At 72.7% G+C, this 17444-nt stretch carries 16 protein-coding genes and 1 pseudogene; 9 read left to right on the top strand and 8 right to left on the bottom strand.

Going from position 1 to position 17444, the window contains the following annotated elements:
• Positions 1 to 33: 33 nt before the first annotated feature.
• Complete coding sequence (gene icmF / locus AWQ70_RS18950; RefSeq protein ID WP_067177836.1) at positions 34 to 3258, top strand: fused isobutyryl-CoA mutase/GTPase IcmF; 3225 nt, start codon at positions 34 to 36, stop codon at positions 3256 to 3258.
• A 7-nt stretch (positions 3259 to 3265) separates the two neighbouring features.
• Here icmF and AWQ70_RS18945 read toward each other — a convergent pair whose 3' ends face one another.
• The 6 genes from AWQ70_RS18945 to AWQ70_RS18920 are packed head-to-tail and all read right to left on the bottom strand — an operon-like array spanning position 3266 to position 10839.
• Positions 3266 to 5263: an amylo-alpha-1,6-glucosidase gene (locus AWQ70_RS18945; RefSeq protein ID WP_067177834.1), complete on the bottom strand. Its 1998-nt coding sequence runs from the start codon at positions 5261 to 5263 to the stop codon at positions 3266 to 3268.
• A gap of 37 nt (positions 5264 to 5300) precedes the next feature.
• Complete coding sequence (locus AWQ70_RS18940; protein WP_067177831.1) at positions 5301 to 6281, bottom strand: patatin-like phospholipase family protein; 981 nt, start codon at positions 6279 to 6281, stop codon at positions 5301 to 5303.
• Between the two features lie 40 nt (positions 6282 to 6321).
• Positions 6322 to 8001, bottom strand: a complete 1680-nt coding sequence (gene ctaD / locus AWQ70_RS18935) for an aa3-type cytochrome oxidase subunit I (protein ID WP_067177829.1) — start codon at positions 7999 to 8001, stop codon at positions 6322 to 6324.
• Between the two features lie 37 nt (positions 8002 to 8038).
• Positions 8039 to 8893 (bottom strand): DMT family transporter, encoded by an 855-nt coding sequence (locus tag AWQ70_RS18930; RefSeq protein WP_067177827.1) that lies wholly within the window; start codon positions 8891 to 8893, stop codon positions 8039 to 8041.
• Positions 8890 to 9777 carry a DMT family transporter gene (locus AWQ70_RS18925; protein ID WP_067177825.1) on the bottom strand — a complete coding sequence of 296 codons (888 nt, stop codon included), beginning with the start codon at positions 9775 to 9777 and terminating at the stop codon, positions 8890 to 8892. The genes AWQ70_RS18930 and AWQ70_RS18925 overlap by 4 nt, the downstream gene beginning before the upstream one ends.
• A 15-nt stretch (positions 9778 to 9792) precedes the next feature.
• Positions 9793 to 10839: an SDR family oxidoreductase gene (locus AWQ70_RS18920; RefSeq protein WP_067177823.1), complete on the bottom strand. Its 1047-nt coding sequence runs from the start codon at positions 10837 to 10839 to the stop codon at positions 9793 to 9795.
• A 255-nt stretch (positions 10840 to 11094) separates the two neighbouring features.
• Between AWQ70_RS18920 and AWQ70_RS40570 the strand changes: the two genes are divergently transcribed.
• Both AWQ70_RS40570 and AWQ70_RS42400 read left to right on the top strand, forming a co-directional pair.
• Positions 11095 to 11391: a thiamine pyrophosphate-binding protein gene (locus tag AWQ70_RS40570; RefSeq protein ID WP_067177820.1), complete on the top strand. Its 297-nt coding sequence runs from the start codon at positions 11095 to 11097 to the stop codon at positions 11389 to 11391.
• Positions 11392 to 11404: 13 nt separating this feature from the next.
• Positions 11405 to 11854 (top strand): annotated as a pseudogene (locus tag AWQ70_RS42400) (hypothetical protein); the annotation flags it as partial.
• Here AWQ70_RS42400 and AWQ70_RS18910 read toward each other — a convergent pair.
• Together AWQ70_RS18910 and AWQ70_RS18905 are read right to left on the bottom strand one after the other, a co-directional pair.
• Positions 11743 to 12183, bottom strand: a complete 441-nt coding sequence (locus tag AWQ70_RS18910) for an acyl-CoA thioesterase (RefSeq protein WP_067177818.1) — start codon at positions 12181 to 12183, stop codon at positions 11743 to 11745. The pseudogene AWQ70_RS42400 and the gene AWQ70_RS18910 sit on opposite strands and share 112 nt — an antisense overlap.
• Before the next feature lie 2 nt (positions 12184 to 12185).
• On the bottom strand, positions 12186 to 12818 hold the full coding sequence (locus tag AWQ70_RS18905; protein ID WP_067177816.1) for a TetR/AcrR family transcriptional regulator: 633 nt from the start codon (positions 12816 to 12818) through the stop codon (positions 12186 to 12188).
• Here AWQ70_RS18905 and AWQ70_RS39040 point away from each other — a divergent pair.
• The 6 genes from AWQ70_RS39040 to AWQ70_RS18885 all read left to right on the top strand — a co-directional run bounded on the left by AWQ70_RS39040 (position 12817) and on the right by AWQ70_RS18885 (position 17401).
• Positions 12817 to 12978 carry a hypothetical protein gene (locus AWQ70_RS39040; RefSeq protein WP_157530171.1) on the top strand — a complete coding sequence of 54 codons (162 nt, stop codon included), beginning with the start codon at positions 12817 to 12819 and terminating at the stop codon, positions 12976 to 12978. The genes AWQ70_RS18905 and AWQ70_RS39040 overlap by 2 nt on opposite strands.
• Positions 12979 to 13264: 286 nt before the next feature.
• Entirely contained in the window at positions 13265 to 13438 is a 174-nt protein-coding gene (locus AWQ70_RS39035) for a hypothetical protein (RefSeq protein WP_157530170.1), read from the top strand.
• A 199-nt stretch (positions 13439 to 13637) separates the two neighbouring features.
• Complete coding sequence (locus tag AWQ70_RS18900; protein WP_067177814.1) at positions 13638 to 14315, top strand: carbonic anhydrase; 678 nt, start codon at positions 13638 to 13640, stop codon at positions 14313 to 14315.
• 189 nt (positions 14316 to 14504) lie between these two features.
• Positions 14505 to 15083 carry a hypothetical protein gene (locus AWQ70_RS18895; protein WP_067177812.1) on the top strand — a complete coding sequence of 193 codons (579 nt, stop codon included), beginning with the start codon at positions 14505 to 14507 and terminating at the stop codon, positions 15081 to 15083.
• 250 nt (positions 15084 to 15333) lie between these two features.
• Positions 15334 to 16014 (top strand): GntR family transcriptional regulator, encoded by a 681-nt coding sequence (locus tag AWQ70_RS18890; RefSeq protein WP_067177810.1) that lies wholly within the window; start codon positions 15334 to 15336, stop codon positions 16012 to 16014.
• Between the two features lie 133 nt (positions 16015 to 16147).
• The gene (locus AWQ70_RS18885; protein ID WP_067178066.1) at positions 16148 to 17401 is read left to right on the top strand and encodes an MFS transporter; all 1254 of its coding nucleotides are present in this window, start codon (positions 16148 to 16150) and stop codon (positions 17399 to 17401) included.
• Positions 17402 to 17444: the final 43 nt, after the last annotated feature.

The following is a 17444-nucleotide window of genomic DNA, read 5'->3' as shown; positions in this document are numbered from 1 at the left end:
CCTAGTAATTTGGCGCTCGGTAGGAGTGTGTCCATGCATGTGCCGGTTCACCCCACGCGGTTCGTGACGGCGGCGGCCCTGTTCGACGGCCATGACGCGGCGATCAACATCATGCGGAGGATCCTGCAGTCCCAGGGCGCCGAGGTGATCCACCTGGGGCACAACCGGTCGGTCGAGGAGGTCGTCACCGCCGCCGTCCAGGAGGACGTCCAGGGCGTGGCGATCAGCTCCTACCAGGGCGGGCACGTCGAGTACTTCACGTACCTGGTGGACCTGCTGCGCGAGCGCGGCGCGGGCCACGTCAAGGTGTTCGGCGGAGGCGGCGGCGTGATCGTGCGCGAGGAGATCGAGCTGCTGCACGCGCGCGGCGTGGCCGGCGTCTTCTCGCCCGAGGACGGCCAGCGGCTGGGCCTGGCGGGGATGATCAACACGCTCGTCGCGGCGTGCGACGTCGATCTCGCCGCCGGCGACCCGCCCGACGTCGCCACGGTGACGACGGGGGACCACGGCGCGCTCGCGCGCGCGATCACCGTCGTCGAGGCCGGGCGCGCCGGCTCCGGCTGGCTCGGGGAGCTGCGCGCCGCCGCGTCCGCCCGAGAGATCCCCGTGCTCGGCATCACCGGCACCGGCGGATCGGGCAAGTCCTCGCTGACCGACGAACTGCTGCGCCGGATCAGGATCGACTACGAGGACAAGCTGCGGGTCGCGGTGATCGCCGTCGATCCCACCCGCAGGCGGGGCGGGGGAGCGCTCCTCGGCGACCGCATCCGGATGAACAGCCTGGCGGGGGGCTCCGTCTACTTCCGTTCCCTGGCCACCCGGGGTGCGCAGGAGGTGCCCGAGCACCTGGGAGACGTGATCACCGCCTGCCGGGCGGCCGGGCACGACCTGGTGATCGTGGAGACCCCCGGCATCGGCCAGGGCGACGCCGCGATCGTGCCGTACTCCGACGTGTCGCTGTACGTGATGACGCCGGAGTTCGGGGCCGCGTCGCAGCTCGAGAAGATCGACATGCTCGACTTCGCCGACGTGGTGGCGATCAACAAGTACGAGCGGCGCGGCGCGGAGGACGCGCTGCGCGACGTGCGCCGCCAGATGGTGCGCAACCGCGAGGCGTTCGGCGTCCCCCCGGAGGAGATGCCGGTGTTCGGCACGATCGCCTCCCGGTTCAACGACGAGGGGGTGACCGCGCTCTACCAGCGGCTGCGCGGCCTGCTCGGCGAGAAGGGTCTGCCCGCCTCGTCCGGGCTGCTCCCCGAGGTGCGGGGCAGCGTCTCGCGGGTCACCGAGGGCATCGTCCCGCCGTCCCGCGCCCGCTATCTGGCCGAGATCGCCGACACCGTCCGCGGGTACCACGCCCGCACCGACGCGCAGGCGGAGGCCGTGCGCCGCCATCAGGCGCTCGTCACCGCGCGCGAGGCGGTGGCGGCCGACGGCGCGGACACCGCCGACCTGGACCGGCTCGCCGCCCGTGCCGCGACCGCGGTCGACGACGGGAGCCGCGAGCTCCTCGACGGGTGGGCCGCGACGCGGGAGGCGTACGAGGCCGACGAACTCGTGGTGAAGGTCCGCGACCGGGAACTGCGCACGCCGCTGTGGCGGGAGACGTTGTCGGGCAGCCGCGTCCGGCGGGTGGCGCTGCCCCGGTACCGCGACCACGGCGACCTGCTGCGGTTCCTGCGTTCGGAGAACCTGCCGGGACGCTTCCCGTTCACAGCCGGGGTGTTCCCGTTCAAGCGCGACGACGAGGACCCGACCCGGATGTTCGCGGGGGAGGGCGACGCGTTCCGCACCAACCGGCGGTTCAAGCTCCTCTCGGAGGGGCAGCCCGCGACGCGGCTGTCCACCGCGTTCGACTCGGTCACGCTGTACGGCCACGACCCCGCCGAGCGTCCTGACATCTACGGAAAAGTCGGGACGTCGGGGGTGTCGATCGCGACGCTGGACGACATGAAGGCGCTCTACGACGGCTTCGACCTGTCCGCGCCGGACACCTCCGTCTCCATGACCATCAACGGCCCGGCCCCCACCATCCTCGCCTTCTTCCTCAACGCGGCCGTCGACCAGGCGCTCGGCCGGTTCCGCGACGCGCACGGCCGCGAGCCCTCCGCCGAGGAGGCGGCCGACCTGCGGGCCCGCACGCTGGCCACCGTACGGGGAACCGTGCAGGCCGACATCCTGAAGGAGGACCAGGGGCAGAACACCTGCATCTTCTCCACCGAGTTCTCCCTGCGGATGATGGCCGACATCCAGGAGTGGTTCATCGCCAACCGGGTGCGCAACTTCTACTCGGTGTCGATCTCGGGCTACCACATCGCCGAAGCCGGGGCCAACCCCATCACCCAGCTCGCCTTCACCCTCGCCAACGGCTTCACGTACGTCGAGGCGTACCTGGCGCGCGGCATGAGCGTCGACGACTTCGCCCCGCACCTGTCGTTCTTCTTCTCCAACGGGATGGACCCCGAGTACGCCGTGCTCGGCCGGGTCGCCCGCCGCATCTGGGCGGTCGCGATGCGCGAGCGGTACGGCGCGGGCGAGCGTGCGCAGAAGCTCAAGTACCACATCCAGACCTCGGGCCGTTCCCTGCACGCCCAGGAGATGGACTTCAACGACATCCGCACCACCCTGCAGGCGCTCATCGCGATCTACGACAACTGCAACAGCCTGCACACCAACGCCTACGACGAGGCCGTCACCACCCCCTCGCCCGAGTCCGTACGGCGGGCCATGGCGATCCAGCTCATCATCAACCGCGAGTGGGGCGTGGCCGTCAACGAGAACCCCAACCAGGGGGCGTTCCTCATCGAGGAGCTGACCGACCTGGTCGAGGAGGCGGTGCTGCGCGAGTTCGAGCGCATCTCCGACCGCGGCGGCGTCCTCGGCGCGATGGAGACCGGCTACCAGCGCGGCAGGATCCAGGACGAGTCGATGCTGTACGAGACCCGCAAGCACGACGGCTCGCTGCCCATCATCGGCGTGAACACCTTCAGGAACCCGGACGGCGCGGCCGACGAGCACCGGGAGCTGGAGCTGGCCCGCGGGACCGAGGAGGAGAAGCGGGCCCAGCTCGCCCGGCTGCGCGCCTTCCACGACGCCCACGCCGAGGAGGCGCCCGCGGCGCTCGCCCGGCTGCGGGAGGCCGCCATGTCGCGGGACAACGCCTTCGACGCCCTCATGGACGCCGCCCGCGTCTGCTCCCTCGGCCAGATCACCTCCGCCCTCTTCGAGATCGGAGGCCAGTACCGCCGCAACGTGTGACCGCGCCTCACGGGGCGGCGCCGTGGACGTCGGCGCGGCCCCACCGGCCGGGTACGCCGGAGACGGCGATGTCGCCGAGCGGACGTGGGAGGCGCGGCGCGGACGTCAGCCGCTCGCCGTCCGGTTCCATGTCGAGCAGCACGCGGACCAGCATGAGCGGGGTCCCGGCCGACCATGCCTGGGGGGAGCACGCCGTCGGGTACCGCACCGGGCACCCCGTGGCGTCCCGCGGATAGCCGGCGAAGGCCTCGGGGAGGCGGTGGTCGAAATAGGGGGCGGCCTGGAGCATGGCCAGGGCGATCCGGCCCGCCTCCTCGTGGTGGCCGTACCGCGCGAGCCCGGCGGCGATCAGCGCGTTGTCGTGCGGCCACACGGTGCCCACGTGATAGCCGATCGGGTTGTACGCGCCCTGGCCGGCGGCGAGGGTCCGCACCCCCCACCCGGAGAAGAGGCGGTCGCCGAGCAGGTGGCGGGCCACCGACGACGCGCGCTCCTCGGTCACGATCCCGCTGAACAGCAGGTGCCCGATGTTGGACGTCAGGGTCGGGACGGGGCGGTTGCCGCCGTCGAGCGCGAGCGCGTACCAGCCATCGTCGGGCAGCCAGTAGTCGCGGTCGAAGCGCTCCTTCAACCGCCCGGCCTCGGCCTCCAGGCGGTCGGCGAGGCCGGGGTCATCCCAGAACGCGCGGGCCAGCCGGGCCGCCCGCAGCCTGGCGTCGTACGCGTATCCCTGCAGCTCGCAGGTCGCGCGGGGCAGGCGGGCCAGGCGTCCGTCGGGATGCACGACGGAGTCCCAGGAGTCCTTCCAGCACTGGTTGGCCAGCCCGGAGCCCGGATTGCGGGTCCGGTAGTCGATGTAGCCGTCCCCGTCGCTGTCCGCGTAGTCGGCGATCCAGCCGAGCGCGGCGCGGGCGGCGGGTTCCAGGAGCCGTACGAAGCCGGCGTCGCCGCTCCAGCGCTCGTACTCGTCCAGGACGATCAGGAACAGCGTGGTGGTGTCGGCGGCGCCGTAGTAAGGGGACTGCGGGCGCAGGCCGCGGTGGGTCAGCTCGCCGTGGCGCAGCTCGTGCGGGATCTTCCCCGGGTCGGCGTCCCGGAAGTCGTCGCTGTCGGTCGCCTGCAGGTGCGCCAGGGCGAGCAGCGTGGTGCGGGCCAGCTCGGGGCAGTACGGGAGCGCCTGCAGGCTGGTGATCAGCGCGTCCCTGCCGAAGAGCGCCATGAACCAGGGGAGCCCGGCGGCCGGGAGCGAGCCGTGCACCGGCTCGCGGGGATAGAACCGCAGCGCGGCCAGGTCCAGCAGGCTCTGCCGGTAGATGTGCCGCAGGTCGTCCCACGACGCGGTGAGCCGGGGAGCGGCGGCGAGCCACTCGTCCAGTTCGGCCGCCATGTTCGGGCTCCCGCGCCGCTGCTTGAGCGGATGCCGTACCGTCCCGGTGCTCACGGTGACGTCGATCTCGGCCCGCCAGCTCTCCTGCGGGGCGAGGGTGACGGTGAAGCTGAGCATCCCCTCGCTGAACCGGGCCGACTTCGCGGAGATCGTGGTGGCGCGCCGGAACCCCTCGTGCTCGTACCGCAGGGTCGCGCGCCCGGCGCCGACCGCGGTCGTGGGGGTGGCGGCCTTGGGCAGGCCGTCCTTGACCTCGAAGATGTCGGCGAAGTCGGCGCCGAACAGCAGGGAGATCTCCAGGTGGGCCGCTCCGCCGGCGACGTTCGTGACCACGAGCTCCTCGCGCATCCCCGCGCCGACGAAGCGATGCCGCCGGATCGAGACCGAGGAGTCGCTGTACGGGGTGCCGGTCGGCCGGTACAGGAAGAACGCCACCTCGTCGTAGGCGATCCGGTGGTGGGACAGCTCGGCGAGGCGGCGGCCGTTGAGGCGCAGCTCCCACCGCGACAGGTGACGCGTGTCGCGGAAGAACAGACCGGTGACCTGCTCCCGCGTCTGGATGACGTCGCCGAGGTCGTCGCAGACGAGGAACGTGCTTCCGTCGAGGACGCTGATCATGACGTGCTTCCCGTGATGCGCTCGGGCGGATGGGCGGTCAGCGGCCGGATCGCGGCGGGTGGGCCGGATGGCCGGCGGCGTCGCCCTCCAGGGGACGGGCGAGGCCGGGGTGGGGCTCGTGACGGCGGAGCCAGTGCCGGGTGGCGCGGGTGGCGCGTTCGATGATGTCGGCCGTCTGCGCGAAGTCGACCGGCAGCACCTCGACCGGGCACAGCGGCGGCAGCACGTGCATCCGGGTGCGGGACGCGTTGTACCTGATGGAGGCGCTGATCCGCTGCTCGCTGAGCAGGTTGTACCCGTGCAGGGCCATGGCGATCGCGGTGGAGGGCGGAGCCGGGAGATGGCAGGAGAAGCCGGGCGCGAGCAGGTACACCTCGTCGGCGCCCGCGTCCACCGCGTGGTCCAGCGTGGTCTTGTCGGCGACGCCGCCGTCCATGAGCACCCGCCCCTCGGCGGTGACGGTGGGATAGAGGCCGGGGATGGCGGTGCTGGCGAGCAGGGCCCGCAGGGCCGGTCCGCGGGTGAGGACGACCGCGTGCCCGCTGCGCACCTCTGCGGTCAGGACCGACAGCGGGACGCGTGTCTCCTCCAGGCGCTCGACGGGGAGGATGCGCTCCAGGAACCGGCCCAGCGAGTGATTGTCGAACAGGTAGTTGCGGTGGCCGAACAGCGCCTCGGTGATCGTGAGCGGGTTGAGCGGGAAGGTGTAGTTCAACGCGCCGAGCGCCCGCAGGGCGCCGCGCAGCGGGTGGAAGGGCAGGTCGAGCGCCAGCGAGCGCAGCGTCTCGGCCGCGCTGAGCGGGTAGACGTCGTGACCGCTCACCGACAACCACAGGCCCGCGAGATCCTCCACGCCCGCGGCGTCGGGCCGGGCCGCGTAGTAGGCCCCGTTCAGGGCGCCGACGGACGCGCCGACCACCATGTCCGCGACGATCCCCTCGGCGGTGAGCGCGCGCAGCATGCCGACCTGGACGGCTCCGAGGCTGCCGCCTCCCCACAGGATGAACGCGGTCGTCATGCGTCTTCCCCTCCCCCCGTGCGGGCCGGCGCGGGCGCCGTCAGCGTCCCGGGTCGATGGCGTCGCGCTTGCGGTCGAGGTGCTCGGTGCCGGGCACCCGCGGGTAGCGCAGGTCGAAGGCGGGACGCTCCGACCTGATCGGCGGGAGGCTGACGAAGTTGTGCCGCGGCGGCGGGCACGACGTGGCCCACTCCAGGCTGTTGCCGAACCCCCACGGGTCGTCCACCTCGACCCGCCTGCCGTGCCGGGCCGTATGCCAGACGTTGTAGAGGAACGGCAGCGTCGACAGGCCGAGGAGGAAGGCGCCCACGGTGGAGACGACGTTCAGGTCGGTGAAGCCGTCCACGGGGGAGTAGTCGGCGTAGCGGCGCGGGAAGCCGATCACGCCGAGCCAGTGCTGGACGAGGAACGTCATGTGGAAGCCGACGAACAGCGTCCAGAAGTGGATCTTCCCGAGGCGCTCGTCGAGCATCTTGCCGGTGATCTTCGGCCACCAGAAGTAGAAGCCGGCGAACATCGCGAAGACCACGGTGCCGAAGACCACGTAGTGGAAGTGGGCCACCACGAAGTAGGTGTCGGTGACGTGGAAGTCCAGCGGCGGGGAGGCGAGGATGACGCCGGTCAGGCCGCCCAGGAGGAAGGTCACCAGGAAGCCGACGGAGAACAGCATCGGCGTCTCGAAGGTCAGGTGGCCCCGCCACATGGTGCCGGTCCAGTTGAAGAACTTGATGCCCGTCGGGATGGCGATCAGGAAGCTGAGCATCGAGAAGAACGGCAGCAACACCTGGCCGGTGGCGAACATGTGGTGCGCCCAGACGGTCATGGACAGCCCCATGATCGCCATGGTGGCGCCGACCATGCCGACGTAGCCGAACAGCGGCTTGCGGCTGAAGACCGGGATGACCTCGGTGATGATCCCGAAGAACGGCAGCGCGATCACGTAGACCTCGGGATGGCCGAAGAACCAGAACAGGTGCTGCCACATGATGGGACCGCCGGTCTCGGGGTGGAAGACGCGGCTGCCGGCCTTGCGGTCGATCTCCAGGACGACGAGGGCGGCGGCGAGCACGGGGAACGCGAGGATCACCAGGAGCGAGGTGAACATGACGTTCCACGTGAATATCGGCATCCGGAACATGGTCATGCCGGGGGCGCGCAGTCCGACGATCGTGGCGATGAAATTGACCGAGCCGAGGATGGTGCCGAGCCCGGACGTGGTCAGCCCCATCAGCCACATGTCGGCGCCGAGCGAGGGGCTGTACTGGGCGAGGGACAGCGGGGCGTACCCGGTCCATCCGTACGCGGCGGCGCCCTGGTTGGCGCCGAAACCGGCCAGCACGATGATGCCGCCGAACAGGAACAGCCAGTAGCTGATCGCGTTGAGGCGGGGGAACGCCACGTCGTGCGCGCCGATCTGGAGCGGCATGATCGCGTTGGCGAAGCCGGCGAACAGCGGCGTGGCGAACAGCAGCAGCATGATCGTGCCGTGGATCGTGAACAGCTCGTTGTAGACCTGGTTGCTCACGAACTGCAGACCGGGGGCGGCCAGCTCCGCCCGGATGATCATCGCCATCAGCCCGCCGGCGAGGAAGAACGCGAACGAGGTGACGAAATAGAGGTTGCCGATCACCTTGTGGTCGGTGGTGGTGAGCCAGGAGACGACGCGAGCGCCCGTCCGTGTGGCCGCCGTGGGCGTGGGGCGTTTCGCGTGAGTGGTCATGGCGTCTCCTGTCCCCCCTTGAGGAGCCTTCCTGCCCTCATGTACCCCTCTGCGAATTCTGATCCCGCTTCGCGAGCGAGCCCGCGAGCAGGATGCTCCCGTAGAGCATCAGCCCGATGCCCGACGCCTCCGGGACGACCCATATCCCGGTCCGGATCTCCTCCCCGAAGATCGTGATGCCGTACAGCACGCTCGCCACCGGGTCGCTGATGGTGAGCGCCGGCTGGGCGGCGATGAGGGTCCCGCTCCGGAGCGCGGCCTGCAGCAGGACGAAGGCGCACAGTCCGGTGGCGACCATCGCGTACGGCTGCCACGAGGTGGGCAGGGCGGACGCGTCCCGCTGGAAGAGCGTGGTGGTCTGCTTCATGAACGTCGCGGTGAAGGCGAAGCCGATGCCGGAGGCGGCTCCGAGCGCCGCCGCGCGCGCCGCGGAGACGAGGAACCGTGCCGCGACGACCAGCGCGACGAGCACGGCGACCGTCGTCACGCCGGCCGCCAGCTGGGCGGCGGCCCCGGCGGCCACGCCCTTCCCGCGCGGCGCGGCGGTGGTGAGGAACAGCGCGAGCCCCACTGTCAGCAGGCCCGTGGCCAGCCACGCCCGCCGGTCGAGGCCGCTCCTCGACACCACCGAGATCAGGACCATGGTGAAGGGCAGCTCGGTGACGAGGAGCGGCTGCACCAGGGCGAGCTGCCCGTTGGACAGGGCCGCCGCCTGGAGGACGAACCCGGCGATGAGCGCGCCGACGCCGGCCAGCCAGGCCGGGCGGTGGAGCAGGTCCCAGAACAGGCGCAGGCCCCCGCGCTCCGCCTCGTCCCCGGCGGCCCGCCGCTGCAGGACGGACGCCGCCGCGTTCGCGGCCGCCGCGAGCAGAGCGCAGACGACGGCGATCACGGGCCCTCCGCGCCGGCCCGCCCGCCCTGCCCGGAGTCCGCCTTGGACAGGAACGGAGATCTGCCGAGGATGACGATCCCCACGACCAGCGCGACCAGGCCGGCGACGCCGCCGGCCAGCGACCGGGGGTCGACGTGCAACCGCTCATCGAAGATCGTGACTCCCAGCACGATGCCGATGACCGGCTCGGCCGCCGTCGTGGCGGGCAGCGAGATCCGCAGCGGCGCGGCGTCGAACGCGCTCTGGTTCAGCAGGATGCCGATCACCGCCACGAGGGGGAGCGCGTACGGGGGCCAGGTGGTGGCGAGCGCGTGCGCCCCCCGCTCGAGCGTGAGCAGCGAGCCGCGGGTCAGCGCGTCCTGGAGCCCGTACAGCGTTCCGGCGGCGGCCGCCAGCAGCATCGCCCGCGTTTTCAGGCCGGTGCGCAGGGCCACCAGGACCATCCCGGTCGCGACCACGAGCACGGCCATCACCGAGATCCACGCCATCGAGAGGGGGTGCGGCACCTCGCCTCCATGCGGTCGCGCCGACGCCAGGAAGACCGCCACCCCGCCGCTGACCAGCACCGCCCCGAGCCACTCGCCGCGCCCCAGACGCTCCTGGTAGACGAGAGCCGCGACCGCGAGCGCGAAGATGAGGTTGGTCGCCAGCAGCGGCTCGACCTGGGCCACACCGGCCCGGCGCAGCGCCAGCGCGCCGAGCACCTGCCCGCCCGCCATGGCGCCGATGCCGAAGAGCCACAGCGGCTTGCGCATGAGGTGCAGCAGCAGGCTCACGTGCAGGATCTCGCCGAGCGGCTCGGCGTACGCGGCGTGCTGCTGGGCCACGAATCCCACCCCGAGAAGGGCCGCCGACATGAGGCCGAGCAGCACCGTGAGGATCATCCGGCGGCCGCGTCGTCAGCGGCGTCTTCCCCGTGCGGGGGCGGTCGTTCGCCCCAGCAGCAGCGGGGACGCCGCGGCGGCTCCCGCGGCGAGCAGCGAGGCGGCGGTGAGCGCCGTGCGGTGCCGCGACAACCACGTCTCGACGCTCTTCGCGTGCGACCGCGCGTCGAACCGGCCGTGCGCGCCGAAGTCGTGGCCGTCCTTGCCGTCCGCGGGCTCCCACAGGTTGGCCGGGCCCTCCGGGTCGTACGGCATGTCGGTCTGCTGGGAGGAGTAGCCGGTCCTGGCCAGGTAGCGGTCGATCAGGGCGGGCGCGATCTTGTCGGCCAGCAGGGTCGCGGCGGTCGAGCCGCCCACCCAGAACTCCTTGCGCCGTGGGTGGTCGGCGGCGAAGACCACGGCCCGGGCGGCCACCTCCGGCTGGTAGATGGGCGGGACCGGCTGCGGCCGGTGCGGCAGCCGGGACAGCACCCAGTCGAACTGCGGCGTGTTCAGGCCGGGCAACTGCACCATCGTCACGCGTACGGCGCTGCGCCGGTGCATCAGTTCGCAGCGCAGCGACTCGGTGAACCCCTTGATCGCGTGCTTCGCGCCGCAGTACGCCGACTGCAGCGGGATGGCCCGGTAGGCGAGGGCCGACCCCACCTGCACGATCGTGCCGTGGTTGCGCGGCAGCATCCGGTCGAGGGCGGCCTTCGTGCCGAAGGCGTACCCCAGGTAGGTGACCTCGGTGACCCGGCGGAACTCGTCCGGGGACACCTGGTTGAACGGGGCGAAGATCCCCGCGAAGGCGGCGTTCACCCACACGTCGATGGGGCCGAACTCCTCCTCGACCCGGCGTGCGGCGTCGTCCACCTCGCGGTGGTCGGCCACGTCGACGGGGACCACCAGGGCCTTCCCGCCGGCCGCCTCGATCTCCTCGGCGGCGGCGGCGAGGCCCGCCTCCCCGCGCGCGAGCAGCGCCACCGAGTCACCGCGGGCGCCGAACTCCCGGGCGGCCGCCCGGCCCACGCCCGCGCTCGCCCCCGTGACCACGATCACCCGCGACCTTCTCCGCTTCATGTGCGTCACCCCCTGGTCACGGCCGCTACCCCTTGCGGGCCGCCCCACACCGGCGGGCCCGCGCCCGGCGCGGTCTCCCGGACGGCGGAGGCCGCCCCGGCCATCCCCAGCCATGAGTGGATATTCCGGTCCTTTGCCGGTCCGCCGATATATGCGGACTTCGTCGCCATGCGCCCGCGGGTATCGGCCTGCGTACGGGCCGCGGGCCGGCCGCTCCGGGGGCGTGAAGTCGTGTAGTCGTGAAGGAGTCGCGTGATGGCGAGGACGACATCCGATCTGATCGTGGAGCGGCTGCTGGAGTGGGGGATCGACGCCTGCTTCGGCATCTGCGGGGACGCGGTCAACGGCTTCTTCGAGGCGCTGCGCCGCCACCCCGAGATGAGGTTCGTCCACGTGCGGCACGAGGAGTACGCCGCGATGGCGGCGGTCGGATACGCCAAGTTCACCGGCCGCCCGGCCGCCTGCGTGGCCACGTCCGGCCCCGGGGCGCTCCACCTCATGAACGGCCTGTACGACGGCAAGATCGACGGAGCGCCGGCCGGACGAGGATGACGTCCGCCGCGCCGCCGCCGTCCTCGACGCCTGCGACAGGGTCGCCGTACTGGCCGGGGCCGGAGCGCGGTTCGGCGCGGGCGAGGTGCTGGAACGGGTCGCCGAGAGGCTGGGCGCGCCGATCGCGAAGGCCGGGCTGGGCAAGGACGCCGTCCCCGACGACAGCCCGTACTGCACCGGCGGGATCGGGTTCATCGGCACCCGGGCGTCCCACTGGGCGATGGAGAACTGCGACGGCTTCCTCATCGTCGGGAGCAGCACGCCGTTCTACGACTTCTGGCCCGCGCCCGGGCAGGCGCGGGCGGTGCAGATCGACGTGGCCGGGGACCGGATCGGCGATCCAGCGGGACCTCAGCACGCCGCCGCCGTCCGGCGGAGCAGGGGTTCGGCGGCGGAGCGCAGTTCGTCGCTGAACGGAGTGGGCCGCAGTGTGGCCGGGTCCAGATTGACGTTGACGCGATAGCCCTCCGCGTGCGTCACCGCGCGGTCGGCCGAGAGCACGCGGAAGCCGTAGACGCCGCTGGTGCGGCCCATGCGTTCCATCCAGAAGTGCACCAGCGGCTCGCCCGCCCCCGCGATGGGCACGTGGTAGGTCACCTTGAACTCGCGCACCGCCAGGAACACGTCCGTGAACGCCGACCGGGCCGGGTCGGGCGCCCAGCCGAGGCGCTGCCAGTACGCGCCGATCGCCCGCTCGACCAGCAGGGCGTACCGGGAGTTGTGCAACAGGCCCATGGCGTCGAGATCGTCGAAATGCACCTGGACCGGCTCGTGCACGCCGTCTTCAGTCATGATCAATCCTCCGGGAGAAGCGTCGGGTCGGGGCAGAGGGCACGCAGGCGCTGCAGCACGGCGCGGCGGGCGTGGACGAGGGAGTCCGGGCCGCCGTGCAGCCGGGAGTGGACGACCACCATCTCGCCGAGCGCGTCGATCTCGTACGCGAGCTGGGCCGCGTCCACGCTCTCGGCCAGCTCACCCTGCGCCACGGCCTGCGCCACCTGCCGCCGGATGAACTCCTGCCACTCACGCATGGCGCGCGCGACGCGATCGTGCACCGGGCCGGGACGATCGTCGAACTCGGCCTGGACGGCGAAGAAGAAGCACCCGCCGGGGAGCACGCCCTCGCCGTAGAACCCCAGCCGCGCCTCGTGCAGCGCGAACAGCCGCCGCACCCCGGCCGGGGCCGCCATGGCGGGCGCGATCACCCGCTCGGCCCACTGGCGGGCGGCCCAGTCCACGGCGTCGAGCTGCAGTTGCTCTTTGTCACGCCAATGTGCGAAAAATCCGGACTTGCTGGTGCCGGTCGCCGCCGCCAGCCGCCCCAGGGAGAGTCCGTCCAGCCCTTCGACGGAGGCCAGGCCCACCGCCTGTTCGAGGATCGCCTCGCGGCTGCGCAACCCGCGCAGTCGCCGGCCGTCGTGCGTCATGAGCACAAACTACATTAACGACCGATCGTTTGTATATCTGGCCCCGAGCGCCGCGGCCCTGTTCATCCCGGCGGTCTTCCTGCTCAACGGGCCGTGGCGGCGCGAGGCCGCGCGCGCGATCGGAGAGGACGCCCCGGTCGCGGTGGCCGAGGCCGACTGACGCTCCGTCCGGCCCCGGCTCACCGCCGAGCGATCGCGGCGGCGGGGGAGAGCGGGACACACTTGCCCGGGCGCCTGCGAAAGGGGGCGCCATGGGGGTCGGGATCACCGGTGCGCCCGCGGTCTCCGCGGACGGACCCCTCTGGGGCCTGGTCCGCCGGACGCCGTCCAGTGCCTAGGCGGGGCCGCTTCATTACCGTTCGTAACGGTTTGATATCGTTTCGGTGAGGCCGTCGGCAGGCGGACCCTGCGACAGTCCCCCCGGACCGGCTCTGTAAGGGGATGACATGACGATGCCCGAGTTTCCGACGCCTATCCCGCCCGTCATCGAGGCGTGGATCCGCCAGTTGCTCGGGCTGACCGGCGCCAGGCCGCTCGCCAGCGCCCTGCCGTTCCCCGACGGCCGCGTCTCGTACGCGCCGCAGCCGCCCCAGGAGCAGCCGCAGCGATCCGACCCCTGAAGGAGACGCGCCTCCGGCCGTGCTCGCCCCCGGCGGCCCCGCCGCCGCGCCCGGACCCGTCCGACTCGCTCCCTCGGGGTGCGGCTTGCCGGGCCGCGCGCGGATCGGCCGGCCCCGCGGCCACGGGTCCTCCTGGGCGCGCGCGGTCAAGGGCGGCCCGGCGCGGGGAGCACCGCGAGCCTGGTCGTAATCTGCGGGCATGAAAGACACCGGGGCACTGACGCCCGCCGAAGCCTTTGAGACGCTGCTCGCCGGCAACGAACGGTTCGTCAACGGACATCCGCAGCATCCGAACCAGAACGCCGTCCGCCGCGCCGAGACGGCGCCCCTCCAGAATCCGTTCGCCGTGCTCTTCGGCTGTTCGGACTCCCGCCTGGCCGCCGAGATCATCTTTGATCGGGGTCTCGGGGACCTGTTCGTCGTCCGTACGGCGGGCCACGTGCTGGGGCCGGAGGTGCTGGGCAGCATCGAGTACGGCGTGAGCGTGCTGGGCTGCCCGCTGGTCGTCGTCCTCGGCCACGACTCGTGCGGCGCGGTCGCCGCGACGCGCGCGGCGCTTGAGGAGGGCCCGGCCCCCGGAGGGTACGTGCGCGACATCGTCGAGCGGGTGACCCCGAGCGTGCTCGCGGCCCGTGCCGCCGGGCTCAGCAGGCCCGACGACATCGTGGACGAGCACATCCGGAACACCGTCGACCTGCTGACCGACCGGTCCCGCGTCCTCGCCGAGGGTGTCGCGGCCGGACGGGTGGCCGTGGTGGGGCTGTCGTACCGGCTGGCCGAGGGCAGCGCACGGCTGGTCGCGGACCGCGGCCTCGGCGTCCCGGCCGCCGCGGCCGGCGCCGCGCAGGAGCCGGTGCGGGCCGCGGGAGGCGACTGACCGGCGGCTCCTCCCCCGCCGGCTCCGGGCCTTCGTACGGCGGAGGGAGGAGGTCAACGGAAGCCCGTGACTCGATGACGAGTTGCCATGCGCGAGGCCGGACACCGCACTCCGGAGATCACCGCCGTCAGGATGAGCCGCGAAGGCCGGCCCCTGAGCGGCGGCGTGGATGCATGTGGAGGAGCGGGGATGTCCGCAAGCCGTCGCGGCGTGGTGGTTTCCGGAGTGGCGAGCCTGGTGGCGGCCGTCGTGACCGTGCTGCCGGCGGAGGCGGGCACCTGCAACAGCTCGACCCCGTGTTCCACCACGGTCACCTTCACGGTGACCGCCCCCAACGGGCTGACGATCAGCGTGCCCGACGGGCCGGTCAGCGTCGGGAGCGGGGTCCCCGGAGGCCAGATCAGCGGCCACCTCGGTGCGGTCGAGGTGTCGGACCAGCGGGCCGCGCTCACGGCGACCTGGACCGCGTCGGTGATCGCGGCGGCGGGGTTCAAGACGGGCGGCGGCACCGCCGCGGAGACCGTTCCCACCACCGCGGTGCTGTACTGGTCGGGCGCGGCCACCTCGACCACCGGCCTCGGCACCTTCGTCCCCGGCCAGGCCGACGCCGCCGCGGCGCAGTCGCTGGACGTCTCGCGCACCGCGTTCAGCAAGACCACCGGTTCGGGCGTCAACACGGCCATCTGGAACCCGACCGTCGTCGTGAACGTGCCCGCCGCCGCGGTCGCGGGCGTGTACACGGGGACGATCAACCACTCCGTGGCCTGACCCGCCCCCGGCCGCGCCGGGCCCCGGGCCGCCTCTCCCGGCCGGTGAGCCGACGGACCGCGGGGCATCGGCGGCGTGGTGACGCCCGCCGGGATCGGCCGAACGCACCGGGCGGCCTCGCGCTCCTACGACGCCGGCGTCCGTTCCTCGGAGCGCGGCCCGCGGCCGTCGGGCCTCCCGGAAAGTCATAGAGCCGGCGCCTGTATCCTTGTTGCATCTTTCTTGTATCTATGTTGCGAGGGCGCGGGCGATGGCGGACACCGGGCACGAGGCGGGGCGCGCCCCGCTCGCGGCGGCGGAGCGGGCCTACGAGTTCACCAAAGAGCTGATCGTCAGCGGGCGGCTCTCCGGCGGTGAGCTGATCAGCGAGGGAGAGATCGCCGAACGGGTCGGCGTCAGCCGGACGCCGGTGCGTGAGGCGTTCCTGCGGCTCCAGGCCGAGGAACTGCTCCGGCTCTTCCCGAAGCGCGGAGCCGTCGTGGTGCCCCTCGCGCCCGGCGAGGGCGAGGACGTCCTGGAGGTGCGCGAGGCGCTGGAATGCCTGGCGATGCGCCGCCTCCTCCGGCTGGACGACGTGGCGCTCGGCCGGGTGGTCGAGCGGCTGCGGGAGATCGTTCGAGGGCAGACCGGCCCGGCCCAGCGCGTGGACACTCCGGCGTTCGCGCGCGCGGACCAGGCCTTCCACCTCGCGATCGTCGCCGCGTCGGGCAACGTCCTGGCCGAACGGTTCTACGCCTCTTTGGGCGACCGCCAGCTCAGGATGGCCGCGCAGGCCCTGCACCCGCGCCCCGAACGGCTGGCCGTGCTGGTGAACGAGCACGGCGCGCTGGTGGACGCCATCGCCGACCGTGACGTCGCGCGGTTCGAGGAGACGCTGCGCGCCCACCTCGACGCCACCCACCGCGCGTTCGAGGCGGCGCGGCGGCCATAGGGGACGAAGGCACATGGACAGGGTGACCGACGACCGGACGGACACCGCGACCGGCGGCGAGGCGAGGACGGGAGCGAGGCGGACCGCCGGGGACGATCGAAGCGGGAGCGCCGGTTCTGGGCGCGCACGGTCCGTGCGGCGTTGGTGGCTCGCGGCGGCGGCGATGTTCGGCTGCGGGTGGGGCGGCAACCAGTTCACCCCGCTGCTCCTGATGTACCGGCACACCGGCGGCTACTCGGAGGTGACCGTCGACGCCTTCCTCGCGGCGTACGTCGTGGGGCTGGTCCCGGGGCTGCTGGTGGCGGGTCCGCTGTCGGACCGCCACGGGCGCAAACCCTGGATGCTGGCCGGGACGGCGTTGTCGGCGCTGGCCAGCGCCGTCCTGGCGGTGGGGGTGGCCGGTGAGGCGTTCATCTACGCCGGGCGGCTGCTGGCCGGGGTCGGCGTCGGCATCGCGATGGCGGTCGGCACGAGCTGGATGAAGGAGCTGTCGCAGGGCCCGTTCGACCCGGAGGCGGACGCGGGGACGGGGGCCAGGCGCGCCTCGTTGTCGCTGACGGCGGGCTTCGGGCTCGGCGCGGGGGTGGCGGGCGTGCTGGCGCAGTGGGGGCCGTGGCCGATGGTGACGCCGTACGCGGCGCACATAGCGGTCGCCCTGCCCGCGCTGGCCGGCCTGGCGCGGGTCCCCGAGACGCGGCCGCGCGCATGCCGGGCGGAGGGGCGGGCAGAAGGGCGGATCGGGGCCCGGGCGGGGGGCCGCCGGAGCCTGCGCTCCGATCTGAGGGTGCCCTCCGCCGGGCACCGCCGGTTCCTGTGGGTGGTGGTGCCGATGGCGCCGTGGGTGTTCGGCGCGGCCGGCATCGCGTACGCGGTGACGCCGCAGCTCGTGGCCGACCGGGTGGGGCACTGGGGGCTGGCGTACGCCACGCTGCTGACCGTGCTCACGCTCGGCGCCGGAGTCCTGGTCCAGCCGCTGGCCAAGCGGCTGGGCGGCCGCTCCACCGCCTGGCCCGTCCTCACGGCGATGGCCCTCATGACGGCCGGCATGGCGGTGAGCGCCTCGAACGCCGCCGTGCGCTCGCCGTGGCTGGGCGCCGCGGGCGGGGTGCTGCTCGGCGCGGCGTACGGCATCGCCCTCGTCTCCGGCCTGCTGGAGGTCCAGCGCATCGCCACCGCCGAGGACCTGGCCGGGCTGACCGGCGTCTACTACGCCATCACCTACACCGGTTTCCTCGTGCCGGCGGCGCTGGCGGCGCTGTCCGCCGTGACCCCCTACACGGTGATGCTCGCGGTCGTCGCCCTCCTGGCGTCGGGCTGCCTCGCGGTGATCGCCGTGGGCCTGCGGCGCCACGGCTCCGCCGCGGAACCGGTCTGCGATCCGGTCTGACACGGCGTGCCCGGCCCTTTGCGGCCCTTCACCATGGTGTGGA

The sequence above is a fragment of the Microtetraspora niveoalba genome (genome assembly GCF_001570405.1).
Lineage (GTDB): Bacteria > Actinomycetota > Actinomycetes > Streptosporangiales > Streptosporangiaceae > Microtetraspora > Microtetraspora niveoalba.
The sequence above is the reverse complement of the archived record's forward strand: the minus strand, read 5'-3'. Positions and strand labels throughout refer to the sequence as shown.

Excerpts from the sequence above, each read along its gene's own strand:
- icmF (WP_067177836.1), top strand. The coding sequence starts at position 34 with ATGCATGTGCCGGTTCACCCCACGCGGTTCGTGACGGCGGCGGCCCTG.
- AWQ70_RS18945 (WP_067177834.1), bottom strand. The coding sequence starts at position 5,263 with ATGATCAGCGTCCTCGACGGAAGCACGTTCCTCGTCTGCGACGACCTC.
- AWQ70_RS18940 (WP_067177831.1), bottom strand. The coding sequence starts at position 6,281 with ATGACGACCGCGTTCATCCTGTGGGGAGGCGGCAGCCTCGGAGCCGTC.
- ctaD (WP_067177829.1), bottom strand. The coding sequence starts at position 8,001 with ATGACCACTCACGCGAAACGCCCCACGCCCACGGCGGCCACACGGACG.
- AWQ70_RS18925 (WP_067177825.1), bottom strand. The coding sequence starts at position 9,777 with ATGATCCTCACGGTGCTGCTCGGCCTCATGTCGGCGGCCCTTCTCGGG.
- AWQ70_RS18920 (WP_067177823.1), bottom strand. The coding sequence starts at position 10,839 with ATGAAGCGGAGAAGGTCGCGGGTGATCGTGGTCACGGGGGCGAGCGCG.
- AWQ70_RS40570 (WP_067177820.1), top strand. The coding sequence starts at position 11,095 with ATGGCGAGGACGACATCCGATCTGATCGTGGAGCGGCTGCTGGAGTGG.
- AWQ70_RS18910 (WP_067177818.1), bottom strand. The coding sequence starts at position 12,183 with ATGACTGAAGACGGCGTGCACGAGCCGGTCCAGGTGCATTTCGACGAT.
- AWQ70_RS39040 (WP_157530171.1), top strand. The coding sequence starts at position 12,817 with ATGAGCACAAACTACATTAACGACCGATCGTTTGTATATCTGGCCCCG.
- AWQ70_RS18905 (WP_067177816.1), bottom strand. The coding sequence starts at position 12,818 with ATGACGCACGACGGCCGGCGACTGCGCGGGTTGCGCAGCCGCGAGGCG.
- AWQ70_RS39035 (WP_157530170.1), top strand. The coding sequence starts at position 13,265 with ATGACGATGCCCGAGTTTCCGACGCCTATCCCGCCCGTCATCGAGGCG.
- AWQ70_RS18900 (WP_067177814.1), top strand. The coding sequence starts at position 13,638 with ATGAAAGACACCGGGGCACTGACGCCCGCCGAAGCCTTTGAGACGCTG.
- AWQ70_RS18895 (WP_067177812.1), top strand. The coding sequence starts at position 14,505 with ATGTCCGCAAGCCGTCGCGGCGTGGTGGTTTCCGGAGTGGCGAGCCTG.
- AWQ70_RS18890 (WP_067177810.1), top strand. The coding sequence starts at position 15,334 with ATGGCGGACACCGGGCACGAGGCGGGGCGCGCCCCGCTCGCGGCGGCG.